Origin of the sequence: Nocardia sp. CA-151230, from assembly GCF_050942175.1 — a bacterium.
Classification (GTDB): Bacteria; Actinomycetota; Actinomycetes; order Mycobacteriales; family Mycobacteriaceae; genus Nocardia.
In genome coordinates this window covers 5,375,963-5,394,498 of sequence record NZ_CP192061.1, presented here as the reverse complement: position 1 = coordinate 5,394,498, position 18,536 = coordinate 5,375,963, and the positions used below count along the sequence as shown (strand labels likewise).

The 18,536-nt window shown below is 69.1% G+C and carries 17 protein-coding genes; 13 read left to right on the top strand and 4 right to left on the bottom strand.

Features of this window, described 5'->3' with window-relative positions; all coding sequences use genetic code 11:
* Nucleotides 1-112: 112 nt before the first annotated feature.
* The 4 genes from ACQP1O_RS25615 (at nucleotide 113) to ACQP1O_RS25600 (ending at nucleotide 4,759) form a co-directional block, all read left to right on the top strand.
* The gene (locus ACQP1O_RS25615) at nucleotides 113-655 is read left to right on the top strand and encodes a hypothetical protein (RefSeq protein WP_433561009.1); all 543 of its coding nucleotides are present in this window, start codon (nucleotides 113-115) and stop codon (nucleotides 653-655) included.
* Between the two features lie 128 nt (nucleotides 656-783).
* Nucleotides 784-1,428 carry a VOC family protein gene (locus tag ACQP1O_RS25610; RefSeq protein WP_433561008.1) on the top strand — a complete coding sequence of 215 codons (645 nt, stop codon included), beginning with the start codon at nucleotides 784-786 and terminating at the stop codon, nucleotides 1,426-1,428.
* Nucleotides 1,429-1,527: 99 nt separating this feature from the next.
* A complete protein-coding gene (locus ACQP1O_RS25605) occupies nucleotides 1,528-1,986 on the top strand; it encodes a hypothetical protein (RefSeq protein WP_433561007.1) in 459 nt (152 codons plus the stop codon).
* A 34-nt stretch (nucleotides 1,987-2,020) separates the two neighbouring features.
* Nucleotides 2,021-4,759 carry an AAA family ATPase gene (locus ACQP1O_RS25600; protein ID WP_433561006.1) on the top strand — a complete coding sequence of 913 codons (2,739 nt, stop codon included), beginning with the start codon at nucleotides 2,021-2,023 and terminating at the stop codon, nucleotides 4,757-4,759.
* A gap of 178 nt (nucleotides 4,760-4,937) precedes the next feature.
* On the opposite strand, the gene ACQP1O_RS25595 is transcribed toward ACQP1O_RS25600, so the two are convergent.
* Both ACQP1O_RS25595 and ACQP1O_RS25590 read right to left on the bottom strand, forming a co-directional pair.
* Entirely contained in the window at nucleotides 4,938-5,774 is an 837-nt protein-coding gene (locus ACQP1O_RS25595; protein WP_433561005.1) for an alpha/beta fold hydrolase, read from the bottom strand.
* A 362-nt stretch (nucleotides 5,775-6,136) separates the two neighbouring features.
* Nucleotides 6,137-7,267: an epoxide hydrolase family protein gene (locus ACQP1O_RS25590; protein ID WP_433567786.1), complete on the bottom strand. Its 1,131-nt coding sequence runs from the start codon at nucleotides 7,265-7,267 to the stop codon at nucleotides 6,137-6,139.
* Between the two features lie 103 nt (nucleotides 7,268-7,370).
* Here ACQP1O_RS25590 and ACQP1O_RS25585 point away from each other — a divergent pair, with 103 nt between their 5' ends.
* Entirely contained in the window at nucleotides 7,371-7,664 is a 294-nt protein-coding gene (locus tag ACQP1O_RS25585) for a cytochrome P450 (protein WP_433561004.1), read from the top strand.
* Nucleotides 7,665-7,919: 255 nt separating this feature from the next.
* On the opposite strand, the gene ACQP1O_RS25580 is transcribed toward ACQP1O_RS25585, so the two are convergent.
* Nucleotides 7,920-8,507, bottom strand: a complete 588-nt coding sequence (locus tag ACQP1O_RS25580) for a TetR/AcrR family transcriptional regulator (protein WP_433561003.1) — start codon at nucleotides 8,505-8,507, stop codon at nucleotides 7,920-7,922.
* A gap of 110 nt (nucleotides 8,508-8,617) precedes the next feature.
* On the opposite strand from ACQP1O_RS25580, the gene ACQP1O_RS25575 reads away from it, so the two are divergent.
* From ACQP1O_RS25575 to ACQP1O_RS25545, 7 genes are all read left to right on the top strand, one after another.
* Nucleotides 8,618-10,357 carry an amidohydrolase gene (locus ACQP1O_RS25575; protein WP_433561002.1) on the top strand — a complete coding sequence of 580 codons (1,740 nt, stop codon included), beginning with the start codon at nucleotides 8,618-8,620 and terminating at the stop codon, nucleotides 10,355-10,357.
* Nucleotides 10,354-11,670: an ArgE/DapE family deacylase gene (locus tag ACQP1O_RS25570; protein ID WP_433561001.1), complete on the top strand. Its 1,317-nt coding sequence runs from the start codon at nucleotides 10,354-10,356 to the stop codon at nucleotides 11,668-11,670. The genes ACQP1O_RS25575 and ACQP1O_RS25570 overlap by 4 nt, the downstream gene beginning before the upstream one ends.
* On the top strand, nucleotides 11,667-12,254 hold the full coding sequence (locus ACQP1O_RS25565; protein WP_433561000.1) for a UbiX family flavin prenyltransferase: 588 nt from the start codon (nucleotides 11,667-11,669) through the stop codon (nucleotides 12,252-12,254). The genes ACQP1O_RS25570 and ACQP1O_RS25565 overlap by 4 nt, the downstream gene beginning before the upstream one ends.
* Nucleotides 12,251-13,717 carry a UbiD family decarboxylase gene (locus ACQP1O_RS25560; RefSeq protein ID WP_433560999.1) on the top strand — a complete coding sequence of 489 codons (1,467 nt, stop codon included), beginning with the start codon at nucleotides 12,251-12,253 and terminating at the stop codon, nucleotides 13,715-13,717. Before ACQP1O_RS25565 ends, ACQP1O_RS25560 begins: the two co-directional genes overlap by 4 nt.
* 10 nt (nucleotides 13,718-13,727) lie before the next feature.
* Entirely contained in the window at nucleotides 13,728-14,459 is a 732-nt protein-coding gene (locus tag ACQP1O_RS25555; RefSeq protein WP_433560998.1) for an alpha/beta fold hydrolase, read from the top strand.
* Nucleotides 14,460-14,645: 186 nt separating this feature from the next.
* On the top strand, nucleotides 14,646-15,272 hold the full coding sequence (locus tag ACQP1O_RS25550) for a maleylpyruvate isomerase family mycothiol-dependent enzyme (protein WP_433560997.1): 627 nt from the start codon (nucleotides 14,646-14,648) through the stop codon (nucleotides 15,270-15,272).
* Between the two features lie 136 nt (nucleotides 15,273-15,408).
* Nucleotides 15,409-16,704, top strand: a complete 1,296-nt coding sequence (locus ACQP1O_RS25545; protein ID WP_433560996.1) for an isocitrate lyase/phosphoenolpyruvate mutase family protein — start codon at nucleotides 15,409-15,411, stop codon at nucleotides 16,702-16,704.
* 69 nt (nucleotides 16,705-16,773) lie between these two features.
* Here ACQP1O_RS25545 and ACQP1O_RS25540 read toward each other — a convergent pair whose 3' ends face one another.
* Nucleotides 16,774-17,244 (bottom strand): nuclear transport factor 2 family protein, encoded by a 471-nt coding sequence (locus ACQP1O_RS25540; RefSeq protein WP_433560995.1) that lies wholly within the window; start codon nucleotides 17,242-17,244, stop codon nucleotides 16,774-16,776.
* 334 nt (nucleotides 17,245-17,578) lie between these two features.
* Between ACQP1O_RS25540 and cynR the strand changes: the two genes are divergently transcribed.
* Nucleotides 17,579-18,466, top strand: a complete 888-nt coding sequence (gene cynR / locus ACQP1O_RS25535; protein WP_433560994.1) for a transcriptional regulator CynR — start codon at nucleotides 17,579-17,581, stop codon at nucleotides 18,464-18,466.
* Nucleotides 18,467-18,536: the final 70 nt, after the last annotated feature.

Below are 18,536 nucleotides of genomic sequence, written 5' to 3'. Positions count from 1 at the left end.
GCGGAGAAGCACTTTCATTCCGCGCCGAGCTGCTGCGAATACCGGTGAGCGCGACCCGCAGTGCTCGCGTCGGAGACCCGCCAAGCACGAAACTCACCCGAGGAGTACAGAAATGAGCACCGGACGACGCCGATACAACCCCGGCACGGCGATGACGCCGATCGCCGCACTCGGCCGTGGGCTGGTGGCCAGCGCCGCAGGCACGCTGGCAATGGACCTGGCGCTGTACGCCCGATACCGCGCCGGCGGCGGCGAGCGGCGGTTCCGGGAGTGGGAGTTCTCCTCCGGCGTGACGACGTGGGACGGCGCGCCGGCACCGGCCCAGGTCGGGAAGCGGCTGGTCGAGGGCCTGTTCCTGCGAAAGCTGCCCGACCGGGACGCGGCCTTGATGAACAACGTCACCCGCTGGGGCTACGGCCTGCTCGCCGGCATCCAGTACGGAATCGTCGCCGGGTCCCTTGCGCGCCCGCGAGCCCGCTACGGGCTGCTGTTCGGGTCTGCCTTGTGGGCGGCCGGTTACGTGGTGCTGCCGGCCGCCCAGCTGTACCAGCCGATCTGGAAATACGACGCCCGCACACTCGCTCACGACCTCGGCGCGCACCTGGTTTTCGGACTCGTCACCGCCGCGGTCTTCAGCAGGCTCAGCGGGCGATGACCGCACCCGGTTGGACCAGGGCCCGGGATCCGGAACAGACCAGGGTCTCTACCTGGTGTGACCGGCGCGCCGCCGAGCGAGAGTCATAACAGAAGCGACGATCCCGCTGCAGAACGAAGGAGGAAGTCATGAACACCGCGAGGGTGGACCTCAAGCTCGAGGCCCTGACCATCCCGGTCTCCGATGTCGACAAGTCCAAGAGGTTCTACCAGGACCTGGGCTGGCGCCTGGACGCCGACTTCGGTACGGACGACGGGAGCTTCCGGATCGTGCAGTTCACGCCGCCGGGCTCGCCCGCATCGATCCAGTTCGGCACCAAAGTCAACTCGCAGACCCCGGGTACCGCCGAAGGAATCTATCTGGTGGTCTCCGACGTGGAGGCCGCACACGACGCCCTCGTCGCCCTGGGCGCCGAGGTCAGCGACGTATTCCACCCGGGGGCCCCGGGAGCGCAGTTCGGCTACGTGGGCGCTGAGGGACAACTGGCCGGCCCAGCCGACGCCCGCGCCAGCTACGGCTCGTTCGCCACGTTCCGCGACCCGGACGGCAACCGGTACCTGCTTCAGGAGGTCACCAGCCGGTTCGCCGGACGCGTCGAGGAGACCGCGACCGAGTACGTGTCGGTGACGGACCTGACTGGAGCGCTCGTCCGGGCGTCGCTCGCCCACGGCGAGCACGAAGCCCGCAACGGCGGTCAGTACGACGAGAAGTGGCCGGAGTGGTACGCGAGGTACATGGTCGCCGAGGCCCACGGAGAACAGCTCCCCGAGTGAGCGAACCAGGCCCACCGACAGCGACGGTCCCGGACCGCCACCGGGCAGGGCACCAGCAACGACAACAACGTCAACAACGAGCATGAAGGAAGAACTGAGATGACCACACAACACCTGCACGCGAACACCACCGTGACACTCGAGCAATTCATCGCGAGCCTGACCGACTTCGGGCCCGGCCGAGCCGAGGTGTTCGGCAACAGCGCCGAGGACTACCTGGAGGTCCACGAGACGGGCGAGGGACACGCCGACGTGACCGAAGGTTCCGGCGGTACCTGGGAAAGACTGCACTACGACTGGTCCAACCCGGCACACGTCGTGCTCACCACCACCGACTCCAACGCGTGGGGGCACAGCTCAGGACACACCTACGACCTGACCTCGCGCGCGGACGGGACGACGGACATCGACTACACGGTCGTCCGGGAGGGCAAGAACCTGCGCGGCTGGGTGTTGGGGGCCGTGCTGGGCACCGTCGGCCGGGGCGTCCTGCCGAAGGCGTTCCGGAACTCGGTCGAGGCGATCGAGCAGCGGAGCGCCACCCGGGCCCGACGGTAGCGATGGCTCGGCTCTCGGCCCTACTGTTACCGGTGTGGTGACAGTGGGGCCGACGGCTGCTCTCCGGGGGCGGCAGCGCGAGCGCGAGGAGCTGGACGGGGCACTGCGCGGAGTCCGCACCGGCGAGAGCCGGGTGCTGGTACTGCGCGGCGAGGCCGGGATCGGCAAGACGACGTTGCTCGGCTACCTGGCCGAAAGCGCCTCAGGGTGCCGCGTGGCCCAGATCGCGGGGATCGAGTCCGAACTCGAGTTGCCGTTCGCGGCCCTGCACCAGCTGTGCGCGCCGATGCTGGAACTGGCGCCCAGGCTCCCCGAGCCCCAGAGGCAGGCCCTGCAGGTGGTGTTCGGGGACACCGCCGGGCCCCCGCCGGACAAGTTCATGGTCGGCCTGGCGGTGCTGGGCCTGCTCGCCGAGGCGGCCACCGAGCAGCCGCTGGTCTGTCTGGTCGACGACGTCCAGTGGCTCGACGAGACCTCGGGTCAGGTGCTCAGTTTCGTCGCCAGGCGCCTGGTCGCGGAGTCGGTGCTGATGGTCTGCGCTGTCCGTGAACCGGCCGGGCAGAAGCTGCTTGCAGGGATACCCACGCTGACCCTGGAAGGTCTGGCCGAGGAGGACGCCCAGACGCTGCTCGGCACCTTGCTACCGGGCCGGCTCGACCAACTGGTGCGCGACCGCATCATCGCCGAGACCCGGGGCAATCCGCTGGCGCTGGTCGAGCTGTCCAAGGGTGGCCGGGCCGGGCTGATGGGCGGGTTCGCGCTACCGAACATCAGGATCGGTGAACTCGAGGACCTTTACGTGCGTCGCATTCGCGCGCTCCCGGAGCCGACCCGCCAGCTGCTGCTGCTCGCGGCGGCCGACCCGACCGGTGACGCCACTCTGCTGTGGCGGGCTGCGCAGGCGCTCGGGTTGGGACCGGACACCGCTGAGGCGGCCGAGCAGGATCAGTTCGTCGAGATCGGCGCGCTGATCAGGTTCCGGCACCCGTTGATCCGCTCGGCGGCCTACGCGGCCGGGTCGGCGGAGGCGCGTCGCGCGGTGCACCTGGCGCTGGCCGACGCGACGGACGCGCAGATGGATGCGGAACGCCGCGTCTGGCACCGAGCGGCCGCGGCTGCCGGACCGGACGAGGAGGTGGCGGCCGCGCTCGAGGAGGCGGCGGCCCGGGTCGAGATCCGCGGCGGAGCGGCGGCCAGCGCCGCGTTATTGCAGCGTTCGGTGGCGCTCACCGCTGACCCCGGCCAGCGGGCCGAACGAGCACTGGCAGCTGCGTACGCGCACCTGAACGCCGGCTCGTTCGAGGCCGTGCTCGCGCTCCTGGCCGAGGCCGAGGCCGACGCGCGCGACGACCTCCAGCGGGCCCGGGCCGAGTTGCTCCGCGGGCTGACCGAGCGGGCGGCTCGGTCGGGCCGCGAGGCGCCGGTAGCGCTCCTGCGAGCCGCTCGCCAACTCGAACCACTCGACATCCGGCTCGCCCGGCACACCTATCTCGACGCCTGGGGCGCGGCGCTGGTGGCCGGCGGGCTCGCGGAGAGGGGCGGCGACCTGGAGGAGGTCTCCCGAGCGGCCTGCGCGGCACCGCCCGACCCTGCCGGCCCGGTACCGGGCGACCACCTCATCGCCGGGCTGTCACGCCTGGTCACCGACGGGACCTCGACCGCCGCGCCGATGCTGCGCAGGGCGGTCACCGAGTTCCTCGACACGCGGATGCCGGTCGACCAGTTCCTGCACTGCGGCATGCTGGTCGCGAACGCGGCGCTGTCGCTGTGGGACTACGAGGCCTGGGACGCGGCCAGCAGCCGGCACGTCAGCCTGGCCCGGGCTGCGGGTGCACTTGCCCCGCTGGCGATCGCGCTCAACGCGAATCGGGTGGTCGCCCTGTGGCGCGGCGACGTCGACCGGGCGCGCGAGCTCGGACTGGAGGAACAGACCGTCAAGGAGGTCACCGGCACCCGCCGCGCCTCGTACGGCGACCTGTTCCTGCTCGCCTACCAGGGGAACGCCGCCGAGGCGGTCCCCGTGTTCGCGGCGGCCGCCGCCGAGGCCGCCGCCCGTGGCGAGGGGCTCGGGCAGCAGATCACGGACCGGGCGGCGGCGCTGCTGCACCTCGGTCTCGGGCGCTACGCCGAGGCGTCGGCGGCAGCGGTCCGGGCCGCTGCCGGGAACCTCGGGCCGTTCACGGCGCAGGCGTTGCCGGACCTGGTCGAGGCCGCAGCCCGTAGCGACCGGCCCGACCTCGCCCAAGGTGCGCTCGACCGGCTCGCGGCATACGCGGAAGTGCCCGACTCCGACTGGGCGGCCGGACTGCTCGCGCGGTCACGGGCCCTGGTCGGCGGTCGTGAGGAGGACTACGCCGAAGCCATCGAACGGTTGGCCCGCACCCGGTTGCGTTTCGAGCTGGCCCGCGCCCGGTTGCTGTACGGCGAGTGGCTGCGCCGCGAGCGCCGCCGCGCCGACGCCCGCGATCACCTCAAGGTGGCGTTCGAGGAGTTCGTCGCGATGGGCGCGGACGGGTTCGCCGAACGGACCCGCCATGAGCTGCTGGCCACCGGTGAGAAGGTCCGAAAACGGACCGTGGACACCCTCGACGAGCTCACCCCGCAGGAGGAGCAGATCGCCCGGATGGCCCGAGACGGCAAGACGAATCCGGAGATCGGTGCCGAGCTCTACATCAGCGCGCGCACCGTCGAATGGCACCTGCGCAAGGTGTTCGGGAAGCTGGCCATCAGCTCACGACGCGAGCTCGGCGGCGCGCTCCTGACGCGTCGATGAGCGTGGTCCAAACGCACGGATGATCCGGTCACGCCGGGTCCGGCACCAACGATGCCGGACCCGGCGCGGTTGGGGGCGGTCCTCCCTCTCCAGGGGACACGTGCACCGAACCACGTGATGTCCAGTCGGTCGGGCTCACGTACGAAACCAACCGGGCGTCCGTGGTTACTCTCATCTCTCACACCCGGGTGTGTCCTGTGCGCCACCAGCTGGTCACGAGATCGGCGTACACGTCCGCAGCGTCCTCCCACGTGAAGTGGCCGGCGTCGATCAAATCCAGCTTGCTCCTGGGCAGCCGCCGATCCAGGAACCGGTGGTTGCTGGGCGGAACGGCCCAATCCCACAGTCCGCTGATGATCTCGACCGGAGTCTGAATCTGGGGCAGCAGCTCTGCCAGCACCGGAAGCTCGGTGGGGTAGGCGCGGACGTAGGCCATCGACTCCACGAACCGGTCGCCGTCGTAGGAACTCAGGTAGTCCTCCCTGACGTCCTCAGGCAGTTGGTACCGCTCGATGCCGCTCACGGCACCCCCGACGATCACGCGCGGGTCGACGGACCGGAACCCCTCGACATCCGGCGCCACAACCCAGTCGTTGAGGATGCCGCCGAGCTCCAGCGGGAAGGAGGCGCCGCCGCTACCGACGACGATGCTGCGCAGGCGCCCGGGGTGGTCGGCCGCAGCGAACAGCAGCGCACCGGTGCCGATGTCGGGGCCCACAGCGTGCGGGTGCTCGAGCCCGAACTCGTCGGCGAGCCCGATCACGAACTCGCCCATCGCGCGGGGCGACATCAGCGATTCCCGGCCCTCGGAGTGGCCGAAGCCGGGCAGGTCCACGGCGACAAGGTGTACGTCCTCGGCGAGGCGACCCCAGATCTGGTCGAAAGCGCGGATGCTCTCCGGCCACGGGCTCAGCAGAAGCGCGTGGTCGTCGCGCGGCGCGCTCTCCGCGTAGCGGATCTTCAGACCGTCGATCGTGCGGTACCGCGGCTCGATCGACGTGCTCGTGGTGGTCATGGAACTGCTCCTCTCGGTGGCTGTCGTACTGAAACAGTCCCGCTTCGGCAGGGACCGTTGCACCCGTAGGTCACCCTGGCGTCCACCCGTGTCAGCGCGCCGCCGCAAAGCCAGGCACTCCGAGGGGTGCGACGCTCGCTGCTCCGCGACTGTCGATCAAGTGGACTGATGTGCATGGATAGGTCCGCGAGGCCGACGTGCTCGAGTGGGCGGCGGTCGAGCCGGTGGGGCGCAGCGCTGCGCTGCACATCGTCAATGTGCTCGGCAGGCCGAGATGGGGTCCGCTGGTTGATCTTTCAGCCCACCGCAGCGGCGAGTTTGGATGCGCGATCAGACGGCCTCGTCGTCCCGAGTTTGTTTGGCTACTTTCGGTATTCGCGGAAGGTGGTGCGCAGGTCTTCGATGATGAGGTCGGGTTCCTCCATGGCGGCGAAGTGGCCGCCGCGCTCGAGTTCGGTCCAGCGCACGATGTTGTGGTTTCGTTCGGCGATGCGGCGGACCGGGATACCGAGGTCGTGGGGCATGACGGCCACGGCGACCGGCACGTCGGTGTCGGGTTCGGGTGCTCCCCAGGTGGCGGCGCCTTCGTAGTAGTAGCGGGCCGACGAGCCGGCGGTGCCGTTGAGCCAGTAGATCATCACGTTGGTCAGCATCGCGTCGCGGTCGACGGCGTCCTCGGGGGCGTCGGTGGAGTCGGTCCAGTCCTTGAATCGTTCGACGATCCAAGCCAATTGGCCCACTGGTGAATCGGCGAGCGCGTAGGACAGTGTCTGGGGGCGGCTGGCCTGCAGCATCGCGTACGCGCCGAGTTCGTACTGCGCGCGGCCGGCCAGTTCGAGGGCCCGCCGTTCGGCCGGGTTGCCGAGGTCAGCGGTCTCGGGAGTGACCGTGGCGGAGGCGATCATCGTCAGGTGCACGGCGAGGAGATGGTCGGCGTCGATGACCGCCAGCTGCCGGGAGATGGCGGCGCCGGTGTCCTCGCCGTGCGCGCCGTAGCGGTCGTAGCCGAGCCGGCGCATCAGTTCCGCCCAGGCCTTGGCTGCCCGTGCGGTCGACCAGCCGACCGCGGGTCCGGACAATCCGTAGCCGGGGATGGTGGGCACCACGACGTGGAAGGCATCGTCGGCGGAACCGCCGTGCGCCACCGGATCGGTCAGCGGTCCGATCACCTCGAGGAATTCCACGATCGATCCGGGCCATCCGTGTGTCAGCACCAGCGGCAAGGCGTCGGGCTCGGCCGAGCGGACGTGGATGAAATGCACGTCGTGGCCGTCGATCTCGGTGCGGAACTGCGGGAAGGAGTTGAGTCGCGCCTCCTGCGTACGCCAGTCGTAGGTGTCGCGCCAGTAGCCGGCCAGCTCCCGGGTGTAATCGAGCGGGATGCCTTGACGCCAGCCCGCCCCGGGATCGGCATCGGGCCAACGGGTTTCGTCCAGTCGCCGGTTCAGGTCGTCGAGCTGCGCTTGGGGGACGTCGATCCGAAAGGGAGTGATCTCTGCGCTCATGAGTACCACACTAGGATGCACCTAGGACAACTTCCGCCCTAGGCTGACGGTGATCTTTCGAAGGCATGGCAAGGTCACTGCGTGATGGACAGTGCTCAACTCAGGTTGGACAGCTCCCACATTTGCGTTGCTGATTCGTTGCGACGCCGCCACCGAGTTCGACCTCACCCGGGAAAACAAGAGCCACATGGCTTTCGGTCACGGCGTCCACCACTGCCTCGGCGCGCCGCTGGCGCGCCTGGAGGCGAATATTGCGCTCCCGCAGCTCTTCCACCACTTCCCGGAGCGGCGCCTGGCCGTCCCGGTGGACGAACTCCCCGCGCTGCCCAGCTTCATCTACAACGGGCACGCCTCGCTACCTGTCCAACTCACCGCCGACCGATAGTCCGCGCGGACGGCCGTGTCAGGGCACGATGATGGTGCGGCCGCGCAGCGTGCCCGCCGCCGGCCGCCGATAGGCTTCCGGGCCTTCGTCGAGACCGAGGCGTTCGGTCGCGATCTCGAGGGTACGACAGTGCAACCTCCTGTACCCCAATGGATTTCGCGAACTGTAGCTTGTCATCGAGACATCGGGTGGATTGACGCGCGTCGACCGTCAGGTGCCGCAGCAACTGATCGACCTCGTGAAAAGGCGCACGCCTCAGGGGAAGAAGCGGGCGATGGCCGGTCGGAGGCGGGCGGATTCGAAATCGTCGGCGGGCAGGGCGAGTTGCTCGAGGATCAGGCCGTTGACGAGAGTGAGGAGATCGGCGGCGGCGGCCTCGGGGTCAGCGGCTCCGGCGCCGCGGAGTTCCCCGGCGAAGGCGGCGCGCTGGGTGGCTCCCCATTCGTCGAGGCTGGCCCTGAGGTTGGGGCGGCGGGCTACTTCCAGGAAGAACTCGTAGCGGGCGACGGCGGCATCACGGTCCCCGGCCAGGGTTCCGGTCACATAGTCGACCAGGCGTGAAATCCGTTGGGGGACATCCACATCGGGCAGGCCGTCGAACAGGGTGCGGACCTCGTCGATCTGCTGCGCGGCCAGCCGGCGCAGGGCTTCGTCGAGTAGTTGGTCGAGCGTGCCGAAGTAGTAGCGGGCGTTGCCGTGGGTGGTTCCCGCCTCCGCGGCGACGGCGCGGTGGGTCACAGCGCGGGCGCCTTCGCGGGCCAGTAGTCGGATCGCGGCCTCCAGCAGGGCCTCGCGGCGGGCGGCCCCCCGGGCCATCCGCGGCTCGCGCACGGACGTCGTCATGGGGGTCATCGTACCGTCGACCTCGATTCACCAAACTTCTCCATTTGGAGAAAACTCGAGGTACGGTGTGCGCAGCAGTGAACACAACCGGTTGGCAGCGGAGGACAGCTATGACCGACACGATCATCACCGGGCGGGTACGCACGCTCGATCCGAACACCCCGGAAGCCGAGGCACTCGTGCTGTCCGGCGGACGCGTTCTGGCCGTAGGGGACCGGGACGCCATGCGGGCGGCGGCGGGACCGGATGCCCGGCACGTCGAGGCCGGCGACGGCGTGGTGCTGCCCGGACTCATCGACACCCACCCGCACGTCATGCACTTCGGAATGCTGGCGGGCGGGCTGGTGGATCTGACCGACGCGGTCGACCACGCGGACATCGTGGCGCGGATCCGGGCCAAGGCCGCGGACACGCCGCCGGGGCAGTGGATCATGTGCACACCGGTGGGCGAGCCGCACTACTTCATCCGCCGTTCCGAGCGGGATCTGCTCGAGCGGCGTCTGCCCGATCGGTGGACCCTCGACACGGCGACCGATGCGCATCCGGTGCTCATCCAGGCCTGGGCGCCCCGCATGCCGAATGTGGTGGCGTTCAACACCGCCGGGTTGCGCGCGGTCGGGCTCACCGCGTTCATTCCGGACCGGGTCTGCGATGTCGAGATCGAGAAGAACGACTCCGGCGACCTGACCGGAATCCTGCGTGGACCGGTGACGAACTACTACACCTACGATCCGTTCTGGGGTCAGATCCTCACCAAACTGCCACCGCCGGACATGGCGAACGCGATCGCCGGGACGACCGCGGAAATGGCTCGCTACTCGGCGCAGGGAGTGACCAGCGTGTACGAGGGTCACGCCATGGAACCGGAACACCTTGCGCTGTACCGGCATCTGCGTGCCACCGATGCCCTGACCCTGCGCGTCCAGGCGACGCTGGATGCCGAGTCGGTCATCTTCTATCCGTTCGATCCGCTGACCGGCGCCGAGTTCGACGAACGGCTGCGCCACCTCGCCGAGCTCTCCTCGGATCTCGGCGACGATCTGCTACGCGTCGACGGGCTCACCCTGAGTCCCGGCGGTCCCTGTTTCTCGGGCTACTTCGCCACCTACGAGACCTACTCCGACCCGTTCGGCCGTCCCACGCGCGGTGTGCGTTTCGTGTCGCTGGAGAAGGAGGAGGCGTTCGTCAGGTTCTGCGCCGCCAACGACATTCGCGCGAATCTGTGTCTCGGCGCCTACCGTGAGCACGACGACTTCCTCGACATCGCCGAACGCGTTGTGCGCGAACATGATTTCCGCGACCGGCGCTGGATTCTGCAGCACGCCATGACGATCACGCGGCAGCAGGCCCGCCGCTACGCCGACCTCGGCTTCCAGGTCACCACCAGCGCGGGCTTCGCGTGGGGGAAGGGCGCGATGTACGGCGAGCGCATGGGCGAGCACGTCTGGCGCGATCTGGAACCGCTGCAGCGGCTCACCGAAGGCGGCCTGGACCTGGCGGGCGGATCGGATTGGGGACCGAAGAACCCCTGGGAGCAGATCGAACTCGCGCACACCCACCGGTTCGCGGGCAGCGACCACCGCAATGACGGTCCCGACCAGAAGGTGTCCCGCGCCGAGGCGCTGCGCATGTGGACCACGGGGGCGGCGAAGGTGCTCGGCTGGCCCGGAATCGGTTCGCTCGCACCGGGAAACCACGCGGATGTGGTGATCGTGGACCGCGATCCGGTGACGTGCCCGATCGACGACCTGCGTCACACCGAGGTGCTGCGCACCTATCTGGGCGGCACGGTCGTCCACGACAGCGGCGATCTCGCCGCAGCCACCGAGATCCAGGAGGCGCGCGCGTGAATACCCGGGCAAAGAATCGTGTGCTCGCTCGGATCGACGGCCTGCGTGCCGAATTGGTGGCCGCGCTCGCCGCGGCCATCGCCATCCGCAGTGTGAACCCCACCTATCCGGACCAGGACTACGAGGACCTGGTCGGCGGCGAATCGGCGGTCTCCGGACTACTGGCCGGGCTGTACCGGCAGGCCGGCGCGGAAACCGAACTGTTCGGCAAGGCCCCGGGCCGCGACAATGTCGTCGGGGTGCTGCGCGGGCGCGGCGGCGGGCGGTCGCTGATCTTCAACGGTCACGTCGATGTCGTTCCGGCCGATGACACCGCGCAGTGGACGCACGACCCGTTCACCGCCTTCGTCGACGACACCCACGTGTGGGGCCGGGGCTCGGTGGACATGAAGGGCGGACTGATCGCACAAGCGTTCGCCGCCATGGCATTACGGCAGGCCGGGGTGCGGCTGCGCGGCGACCTGATCCTGCAGGGCGTGGCGGGCGAGGAGAATCTCGAACACCACATGGGGACCTCCGCGGTCCTCGAACGCGGCTTCACCGCCGACGCGGCGATCATCGCCGAGCCCACCGGTGCCCGCGTCCCGCTGACCGTCATGCCCGCCACGCCCGGCGTGCTGGTCATGCGCATCTCGGTCACCGGGCGGTCGGCGCACGCGTCGATCCGGTCCCACATGCGGGCCGGGCATCCCGGCGAACCTGTTGCCGCCAGTGCCATCGACGCGGCCCTGCACATCCACGACGGGTTGCGCCGACTCGAGGACGAGTGGGTGGCGAGCCGGGTCGATCCGCTGTTCGACAAGGGCCAGTTCACCATCGGACTCGATGTGATCGACGGCGGTGCGCGCGGCAGCCGCAATGTCGCGTTCATTCCCGACGAGACCATTCTCGACTACGCGATCTTCTATCCGCCGGCCGCGCCGGTGGCCGAGATCCAGTCGGAGATCGTGCAGACGGTCACCGGCATCGCGCAGCAGGACCCGTGGCTGCGCGCCAATCCGCCGCGCATCGACTGGCCCATGCACTATCCGGGCGGGCGCACCGACGGGGATCATCCGTTCACCCGGACGGTCTGCGCGGCTCGTGAACGGGCCACGCTCGAGGCCGCCTTCGCGGGTGTGCCCGAGGTGCGGCCCTTCCCGTCTGCCACCGATCTCACCTGGTTCACCGCCGCCGGCATCCCGGCCGTCGGGCTGGGGCCGGGCCCGCTGGTCATGGCGCACGCGGTGGACGAGCGGTGCGCGATCGATGAACTGGTCTGTGCCGCAAAGACATACGCGGTAACCGCGATCGACTGGTGCGGGACGGATTGAACGCTCCCAAACCCCGCTTGGTCGTCGGCATTTCGGGGTCGAGCGCGCCGCAGCTGGGCATCACCCTGCTGCGTGCGCTGGCCGAATCCCGTTCGGTGGAAACGCATCTGGTCATCTCGCACGGGGCCCGGCGCTGCATCCGGCTCGAGACCGGTTCGAGCGTCGAGGAGGTGGCAGCGCTGGCCGATGTGGTCCACCACCCCGCTGACCTGGCCGCCGCCATCTCCTCGGGGTCGTTCCGGACCCTGGGCATGGCCGTGGTGCCGTGTTCGGCGCGCACGCTCGCGGCCGTTGCCACCGGATACGGCGACAACCTGCTGGCCCGGGCGGCGGACGTCACCCTCAAGGAGCGCCGCCCCCTGGTGCTGGCGGTGCGCGAGACACCGCTCAACCTGATCCACATCCGGAACATGGAGACCGTCACCCTCGCCGGGGCGACGGTGCTGCCACCGGTACCGGCCTTCTATCACCGGCCCCGGACCATCGACGACCTGCTCCGGCAGACCGCCGGCAAGATCCTCGACCAATTCGGCATCGACCACCACCTTTTCGCCCGCTGGCACACTCCCGAAGAGGACCGATGAACCACGCCCGCACCGATTTCCGAGCATTTCTCGACGCCCTCACCGTGGCGGGGCTGATGCATGGCATCGACGAGCCCGTCGACCCGTACCTCGAGGCCGGCGCGATCAACCGCCACCTCCTCGAATCCGGGCTGCCCGGACCGATCTACAGCCGCATCAAGGATTCGATTCCAGGAATGCGCTTGGCGGCCAACATGTTCGCGACCTTCCCGGGTGTCGCGATCGCGCTCGGCCTGCCCGCCGACACCGATGTGCACGACATCATCGACTGCTATCGGGAACGATTCGGCCGCACCACCGAACCCGTCGTCGTCGCGGAGGGGGAGTGCCAGCAGAACGTCCTGCTCGGCGACGACGCCGACCTCACCGCACTGCCCGCCATCCACGGCCACCCCGGTGACGGCGGCCGGTATCTGGGCACCTTCGGCGTCAGCGTCACCAAGGACCCCGGCAGCGACTGGACCAACTGGGGCATCTACCGTGGCATGATCCACGGGCCCCGGGCGCTCGGCATCACCCTGCACCCGCAGATCAACCACGGCGGCCGCATCATGGCCGCCTACCACCGTGACGACCGGCCCATGCCGTACGCCATGTTCTTCGGCGGTGACCCGCTCTATACGATCCTGGGCGGTCCGGGTGCGCCGCCCGGAGTCTCGGAGGTCGATATCGCGGGCGGAATGCGCGGCCGCCCGGTCGAACTCGTGCGGTGCACGACCGTCGATCTCACCGTCCCCGCCGACGCCGAGATCGTGGTCGAGGGCACGGTGTCCCCGGGCGACGTCCTGCCCGAGGGGCCGTTCGCCGAATACCCGGGCTACCTGGTCTCCGATCCGGCACCCGCCCCGGTCGTGCGCGTCACCGCCGTCACCTATCGGCACCGGGCGATCCTGCCGACGTGCAGCATGGGCATCCCGATGGACATGGTGTTCCCACAGATCCAGATGGCGGCGAATTTCAAACGTGTGCTGCTGCAGGCCAGACTGCCCATCGACAAGGTCGGGGTACCCCGCGCCGGCAATGGGATGGCCGTCGTCGTCTCGACCGACACCCCGATCGCAGGACTTCCACAGCGCATCGCGGCCACGATCTGGTCCGACGCGGCCGGCAGCAAACTCACGCCCTACGTCATCGTGGTGAACACCGATGTCGACCCCATGGACACCGAGGCCGTCCTGCACGCGATCGTGGCCAAATGCCATCCGGCACGGGACATTCACGTCTACCCCGGCTTCTACAACGCACCCCTCCAGCCCTACCTGCCGCCGGGCCCGCACCGGGCCCTCGGGGTCGGCGGCGCGAACGTCCTGCTCGACTGCACCTGGCCGATCGACCTTGCACCACAGGATATTCCGTTGCGAAGCGACTTCGCGACCAGCTATCCCGAAGACCTCAAACGCCGGATCAAACACCGCGTCGCCGGGTGGAACCTGACCCCGATCGACGTCCGCGGAAAGAATTGAGGACTTCGGCATGAGCACATTCGTGCTGATTCACGGTGGGAGCCATGGCGCATGGTGCTGGTACAAGATCGTGCCCCTGCTCGAATCCCTCGGCCACACGGTCGTGACACCCGACCTGCCCGGCCACGGCAGGGACCGCACCCCCATCCGGGGCCTGACCGGTGCCGCCTACCTCGACAGCGTGGGATCGGCCCTGAATCCGCTCGCGGACAAGGCGATACTGGTCGGCCACTCGATGGGCGGGGTCACGGTGAAGGCGGCAGCGGAACGCTACGCGGACCGGATCGCGGGGGTCGCCTATGTCGCCGCCGACGTGGTCGCGGGCGGGCAATCCCTCGCCACCGATCCGGCCCTGGCGGACATCCTGGTGACGCTGGGTCCCCACATCTCGGCCGACACGGACGCCGAGACCTTCGAGATCGCGCCCGAGGCGGCCACTCGGTTCTTCTACAACGACTGCGACGCACTCGATATCGCTCTCGCACTCCGGCTGCTCACCCCCGAGCCGACCGCGACCATCACCAGCCGTATCGACCACACCACAGACCGATACCTGGCCCTCCCGCGATTGGGAGTGATCACCTCGGAGGACGCCCTCCTCCCCGCCGATGTCCAGCAGACCCTCTACCGGCGTGACGGCATCACCGACACGGTCTCCCTGCTCACCGGGCACTCCCCATTCCTGTCCGCGCCCGGCGCGCTGGCCGCACACCTGCTGAACTTCGCGGATCGTGTCGGATAGCCCGCCGACACCGCGGCCATCGACGGAGCGTGGGCCGATGAGTTTCGGCGAGTGGCGCGGTCAGTAGAGAGGAACAACGAACTGCCGCCATGCTGGTGAGATGTGACGGATCGATGGCCGGGCCATCACCGCGCTTTCATCGGCGGGCGGCGCCGAGCTGGGAGGTTTCCTCGAGTGTCGAACGCTATGTCTCGTGACGAGTTGTGGGCCATGGCTCACGCCGAACGTGCGGTGCTGGCCGATGATCTTGCCGATCTGACCGATCGGCAGTGGGCGGTGGGGTCGCTGTGCGGAGAGTGGACGGTGGAAGAGGTCGTCGCCCACCTCACCGCGGCGGCGAGTACCGGCCGAATCCGGTGGCTGGTCAGTGCTTTCGGGGCCCGCTTCGACTTCGAGAAACACAATGCCCGGCGGCTGGCCGAGCATCGCGGTGCGACTCGCTTGGAGACGTTGGACCGGTTCCGGGCGATCATCACCAGCACCACCGCGCCGTTCGGACACACGGCTGCCTGGCTCGGCGAGGTGGTCGTCCACGGCCAGGACATCCGCCGTCCACTGGGCCTGCCGCGCGAGCCCTCGATCGAGGCCGTCACCGAGGTCGCCCGGTTCTTCGCGAGCCGGAACTTCACCGTCCGCAGCCGCAGCGCGGTCGAAGGACTGCGCCTGGAAGCGACCGACGGACCCTTCGCCATCGGAACCGGCCCCCTGGTCAGCGGGACAACGATCGCCTTGACCATGGCGATGGCGGGTAGAGCCGCCTACTGTGACGACCTCACGGGACCCGGCTTGCCCACCCTGCGCAGCCGCCTCTGAAACTGTCCCGGACCGGCTTTTCCCGACCTCCTCGCCACGATTGCCAACGGGCCGAGCTCATTCGGACTGGGAGCCCGACTCGGGGCCCGGGACACTTCGGTGCCCGCCGAACCTTTCCGGCTCTAGCGTGATGGTCATGTTGGATCTTCCGGTACCGCCGGTTTCGCCCGGCGATCATGGTGTGGCGTGGTTGCGTGCGCAGGTGGCGCGGTTCAGTGAGGGGGACGAGCATTCACGGCGGCGCGCGATCGTGGAGCGTGAGTTGGCGGCGGTGGACGCGGTTGCCTTGCGTCGCGGGCATGGGCATCACGTCGCGGAATTGGCTGCGGCGCTGGGTGTTCGGGTGTCGGTTGCCGATGTCGAGGTGGTCGCGGAGTGCTATCAACCGCATCGGCCGGTGAGCGCGGCCGCTGATGCGGCAGTCGATCGGCTGGTCGCCGCGTTCGGGGGAGTCGCCGACGAGGTGACCGCGAATCGGATCGGGATTCTGGTGCAGGCGTGTTCGGCAACGGCAGCGCTGATCGCCGGTGAGAATCCGCCGGTGCCCGGCACTCGGCGCCTCGATGAGACGGGTGAACTCGTGGAGGTCGATCTGACCGGCCGTGCCTTTGGCGACGGTCGCCACGCGTGTCCGGGGCGGGCGCACGCGCTTGCCCTGGCCACGGCGGCGGGCCGCTTCCACCAGCTGCACTATCAGGACGAGCCGCTGCTGCTGCCCAATGCCTGGGACTTCGCCACGGCGGCCGCGCTGGTCGCGGACGGGTACCCGGCGATCGGCACCACCAGTCTCGGCGTGGCCGCGGCGCACGGGCTGCCGGACGAGGCCGGTTCGACGCTGCACGAAACCCTCGTGCTGGCAGGCGCACTCGTGCGGCTCCCGGTCCCGGTGACCGTCGACATCGAATCAGGGTTCGGCGCTGATTCGCGCGAACTGGCGGCGCGACTGTGGGACCTGGGCGTCGCCGGGGTCAATGTGGAGGACGCGGTGGGCGATGCCCGCGCACACGCCGACCTGGTCCGCGGACTCAAGGACGGCGCGCCCGGACTGTTCGTCAACGCCCGCGTCGACACCTACTGGCTGGGCCGCGACCACGACACCACCCTCGATCGCGCGCACCGCTACGTCGACGCCGGCGCCGACGGCATCTTCGTGCCCGGCGTCATCCGCGACGACGACATCACCGCTCTCGTCCGGGCAATTCCGGTGCCGCTCAACGTCCTTGCCCAACGCCCCCTCGCCGATCTGGCACGCCTCGGCGTAAAGCGCGTCAGCACCGGTTCCCTCCTCTACCGTGCCGCCCTCGACGCGGCCGTGACCGCCGCGCGCACGGTCCGCGACGGCGGCCGGGTCGAACCGGCGACCACCTATCAGGACATCGCCACCCTGATACCCACTCCGCCGGAAGAGGATTCACCCGGACCCGTCACCTGACGAACGCGGATCCCGGAACCCGATCGGCGACTGTGCCGCGGTGATGACCCGGCCGGAGTGGCGGCCGGGTCACGCGGGTGCCCAGCGATTCGCCGTCAGGGCGTATCCGGGCAGTCCTTCCGTGGACATGATGGATTCGTAAATGCGTTCGTAGCTGGTTCGTTCGATCCGCCAGACGCCGTCCTCGCAGCGATAGGTGTCGTTGTAGTAGGCCGCGCCTCGAATGGTGCTGCTGTGTTCGGGAAAGATCACGGTGTCTTCCAGACACCAGCTGCCGGTGGCGGATTCGCCATCGACAGTGATCTCGGGATGGTGCACGACGTGGACAGTGATGATATTGCCGCCCAGCGCACCGCGCATGTACTCCACGATCTGCTCACGACCCTTGAACTCCGCGGGCATCTCACCCGAGGGCGACCCGTACGCGGCGGCGACGTCTTCGCACAGAGTGTCGCCGAATTCGTCCCACAGCTTGAGATCCAGCGTGCGCAGGTACCGATATTTGACTGCCCGAATCGCCTCGAGTGCTTCATTCCTCATGCCGCTCAAACTAAGCCCGCCCTTCACCGGACCGACCGGTTCCGCGGTTCAGGCCCGGTGAGTAGGACTCGGCACACCCTCGGGCCTGCCGGGCATCGGACCAGCTTCGTGTCTTCGTCCCCGGCCTCTCCGGAGGTCTGATGAGCTCGGCTTGCCACGAGCTTGCGGATCGAGGGGTCACTGATCCTCCAACGCGCACGATTCGGTATTCCCGGGTGGCGCGAAGGCTTCGCTCCAATAGCGGAAGGGGGCGCGTGCCCGGTCGGTGAGCTGGGGCTATAGCGCTTGCGGCGCAGCCGCGGGTGGGCCAATTGGCTTGGTCTATAGTCGGAGGGTGACCCCCGAGCTGCGCCATCTGCGGTATCTGCTCGCCGTGGCCGAGCACGGGAGCTTCACGCGCGCTGCCGAGGATCTGCATGTTTCGCAGCCCACGCTCTCGCAGCAGATTCGGCAGCTCGAGCGGCTGGTGGGTGCTCCGCTGCTGGATCGGACCGGGCGCGCTGTCCGGCTGACGGATGCGGGGGAGGTGTATGCCCGGCATGCGCGGCTCGCGCTGGCCGAACTCGATGCCGCCGATCGGGCGGTGCACGATGTCGAGGACCTGTCGCGCGGGCATCTGCGGCTGGCGTACACCCCGACCTTCGCGGCCTATCTGATCGGGCCGCTCATCGCCGAATTGCGCGCCCGGTATCCCGGGATCACCCTCGATATTCGCGAGACCAATCAGGACGTGATCGAATCCGGGCTGCTGGCCGACGATATCGACGTCGGGATCGGGTTCGCGGGCGGGCACCTGCCGGGCATCGAGGCCGCCACCCTGTTCACCGAGACGCTGAGCCTGGTCGGCGCCGATCGGCGGACCGCGCGCTCGCGCCTGCCGGCCGCGAAACTCGCCGAATACGATCTCGCCCTGCTGAATCGGGAATTCGTCACCCGGCTGCACATCGACGCCTATTTTCGCGAGCAGGGCGTGAGCCCGCGAATCCTGGTGGAGGCCAACTCGATTCACGCCGTCATCGAGGCGGTTCAGCTCACCGCGCTCGCCACCATCCTGCCCGACGGCATCGCCCGCGACCATCCGCGCCTGACGGCCGTGCCGCTGGATCCGCCCCTGCCGGCCCGGGTCGCGGTCCTGCTCTGCCGCGAGAACGCCTATCGCACCGCGGCCGCGCGCGCCTTCTTCGGGCTCGCCCGGGACTGGAGTGCCCGCCGGCCCGTGTGAATCCCGCCTGCCGGTCAGACGTTCTGCCGATGGACGGCATCGGTGTGGTCTATACCCGCCGGTCACGGCA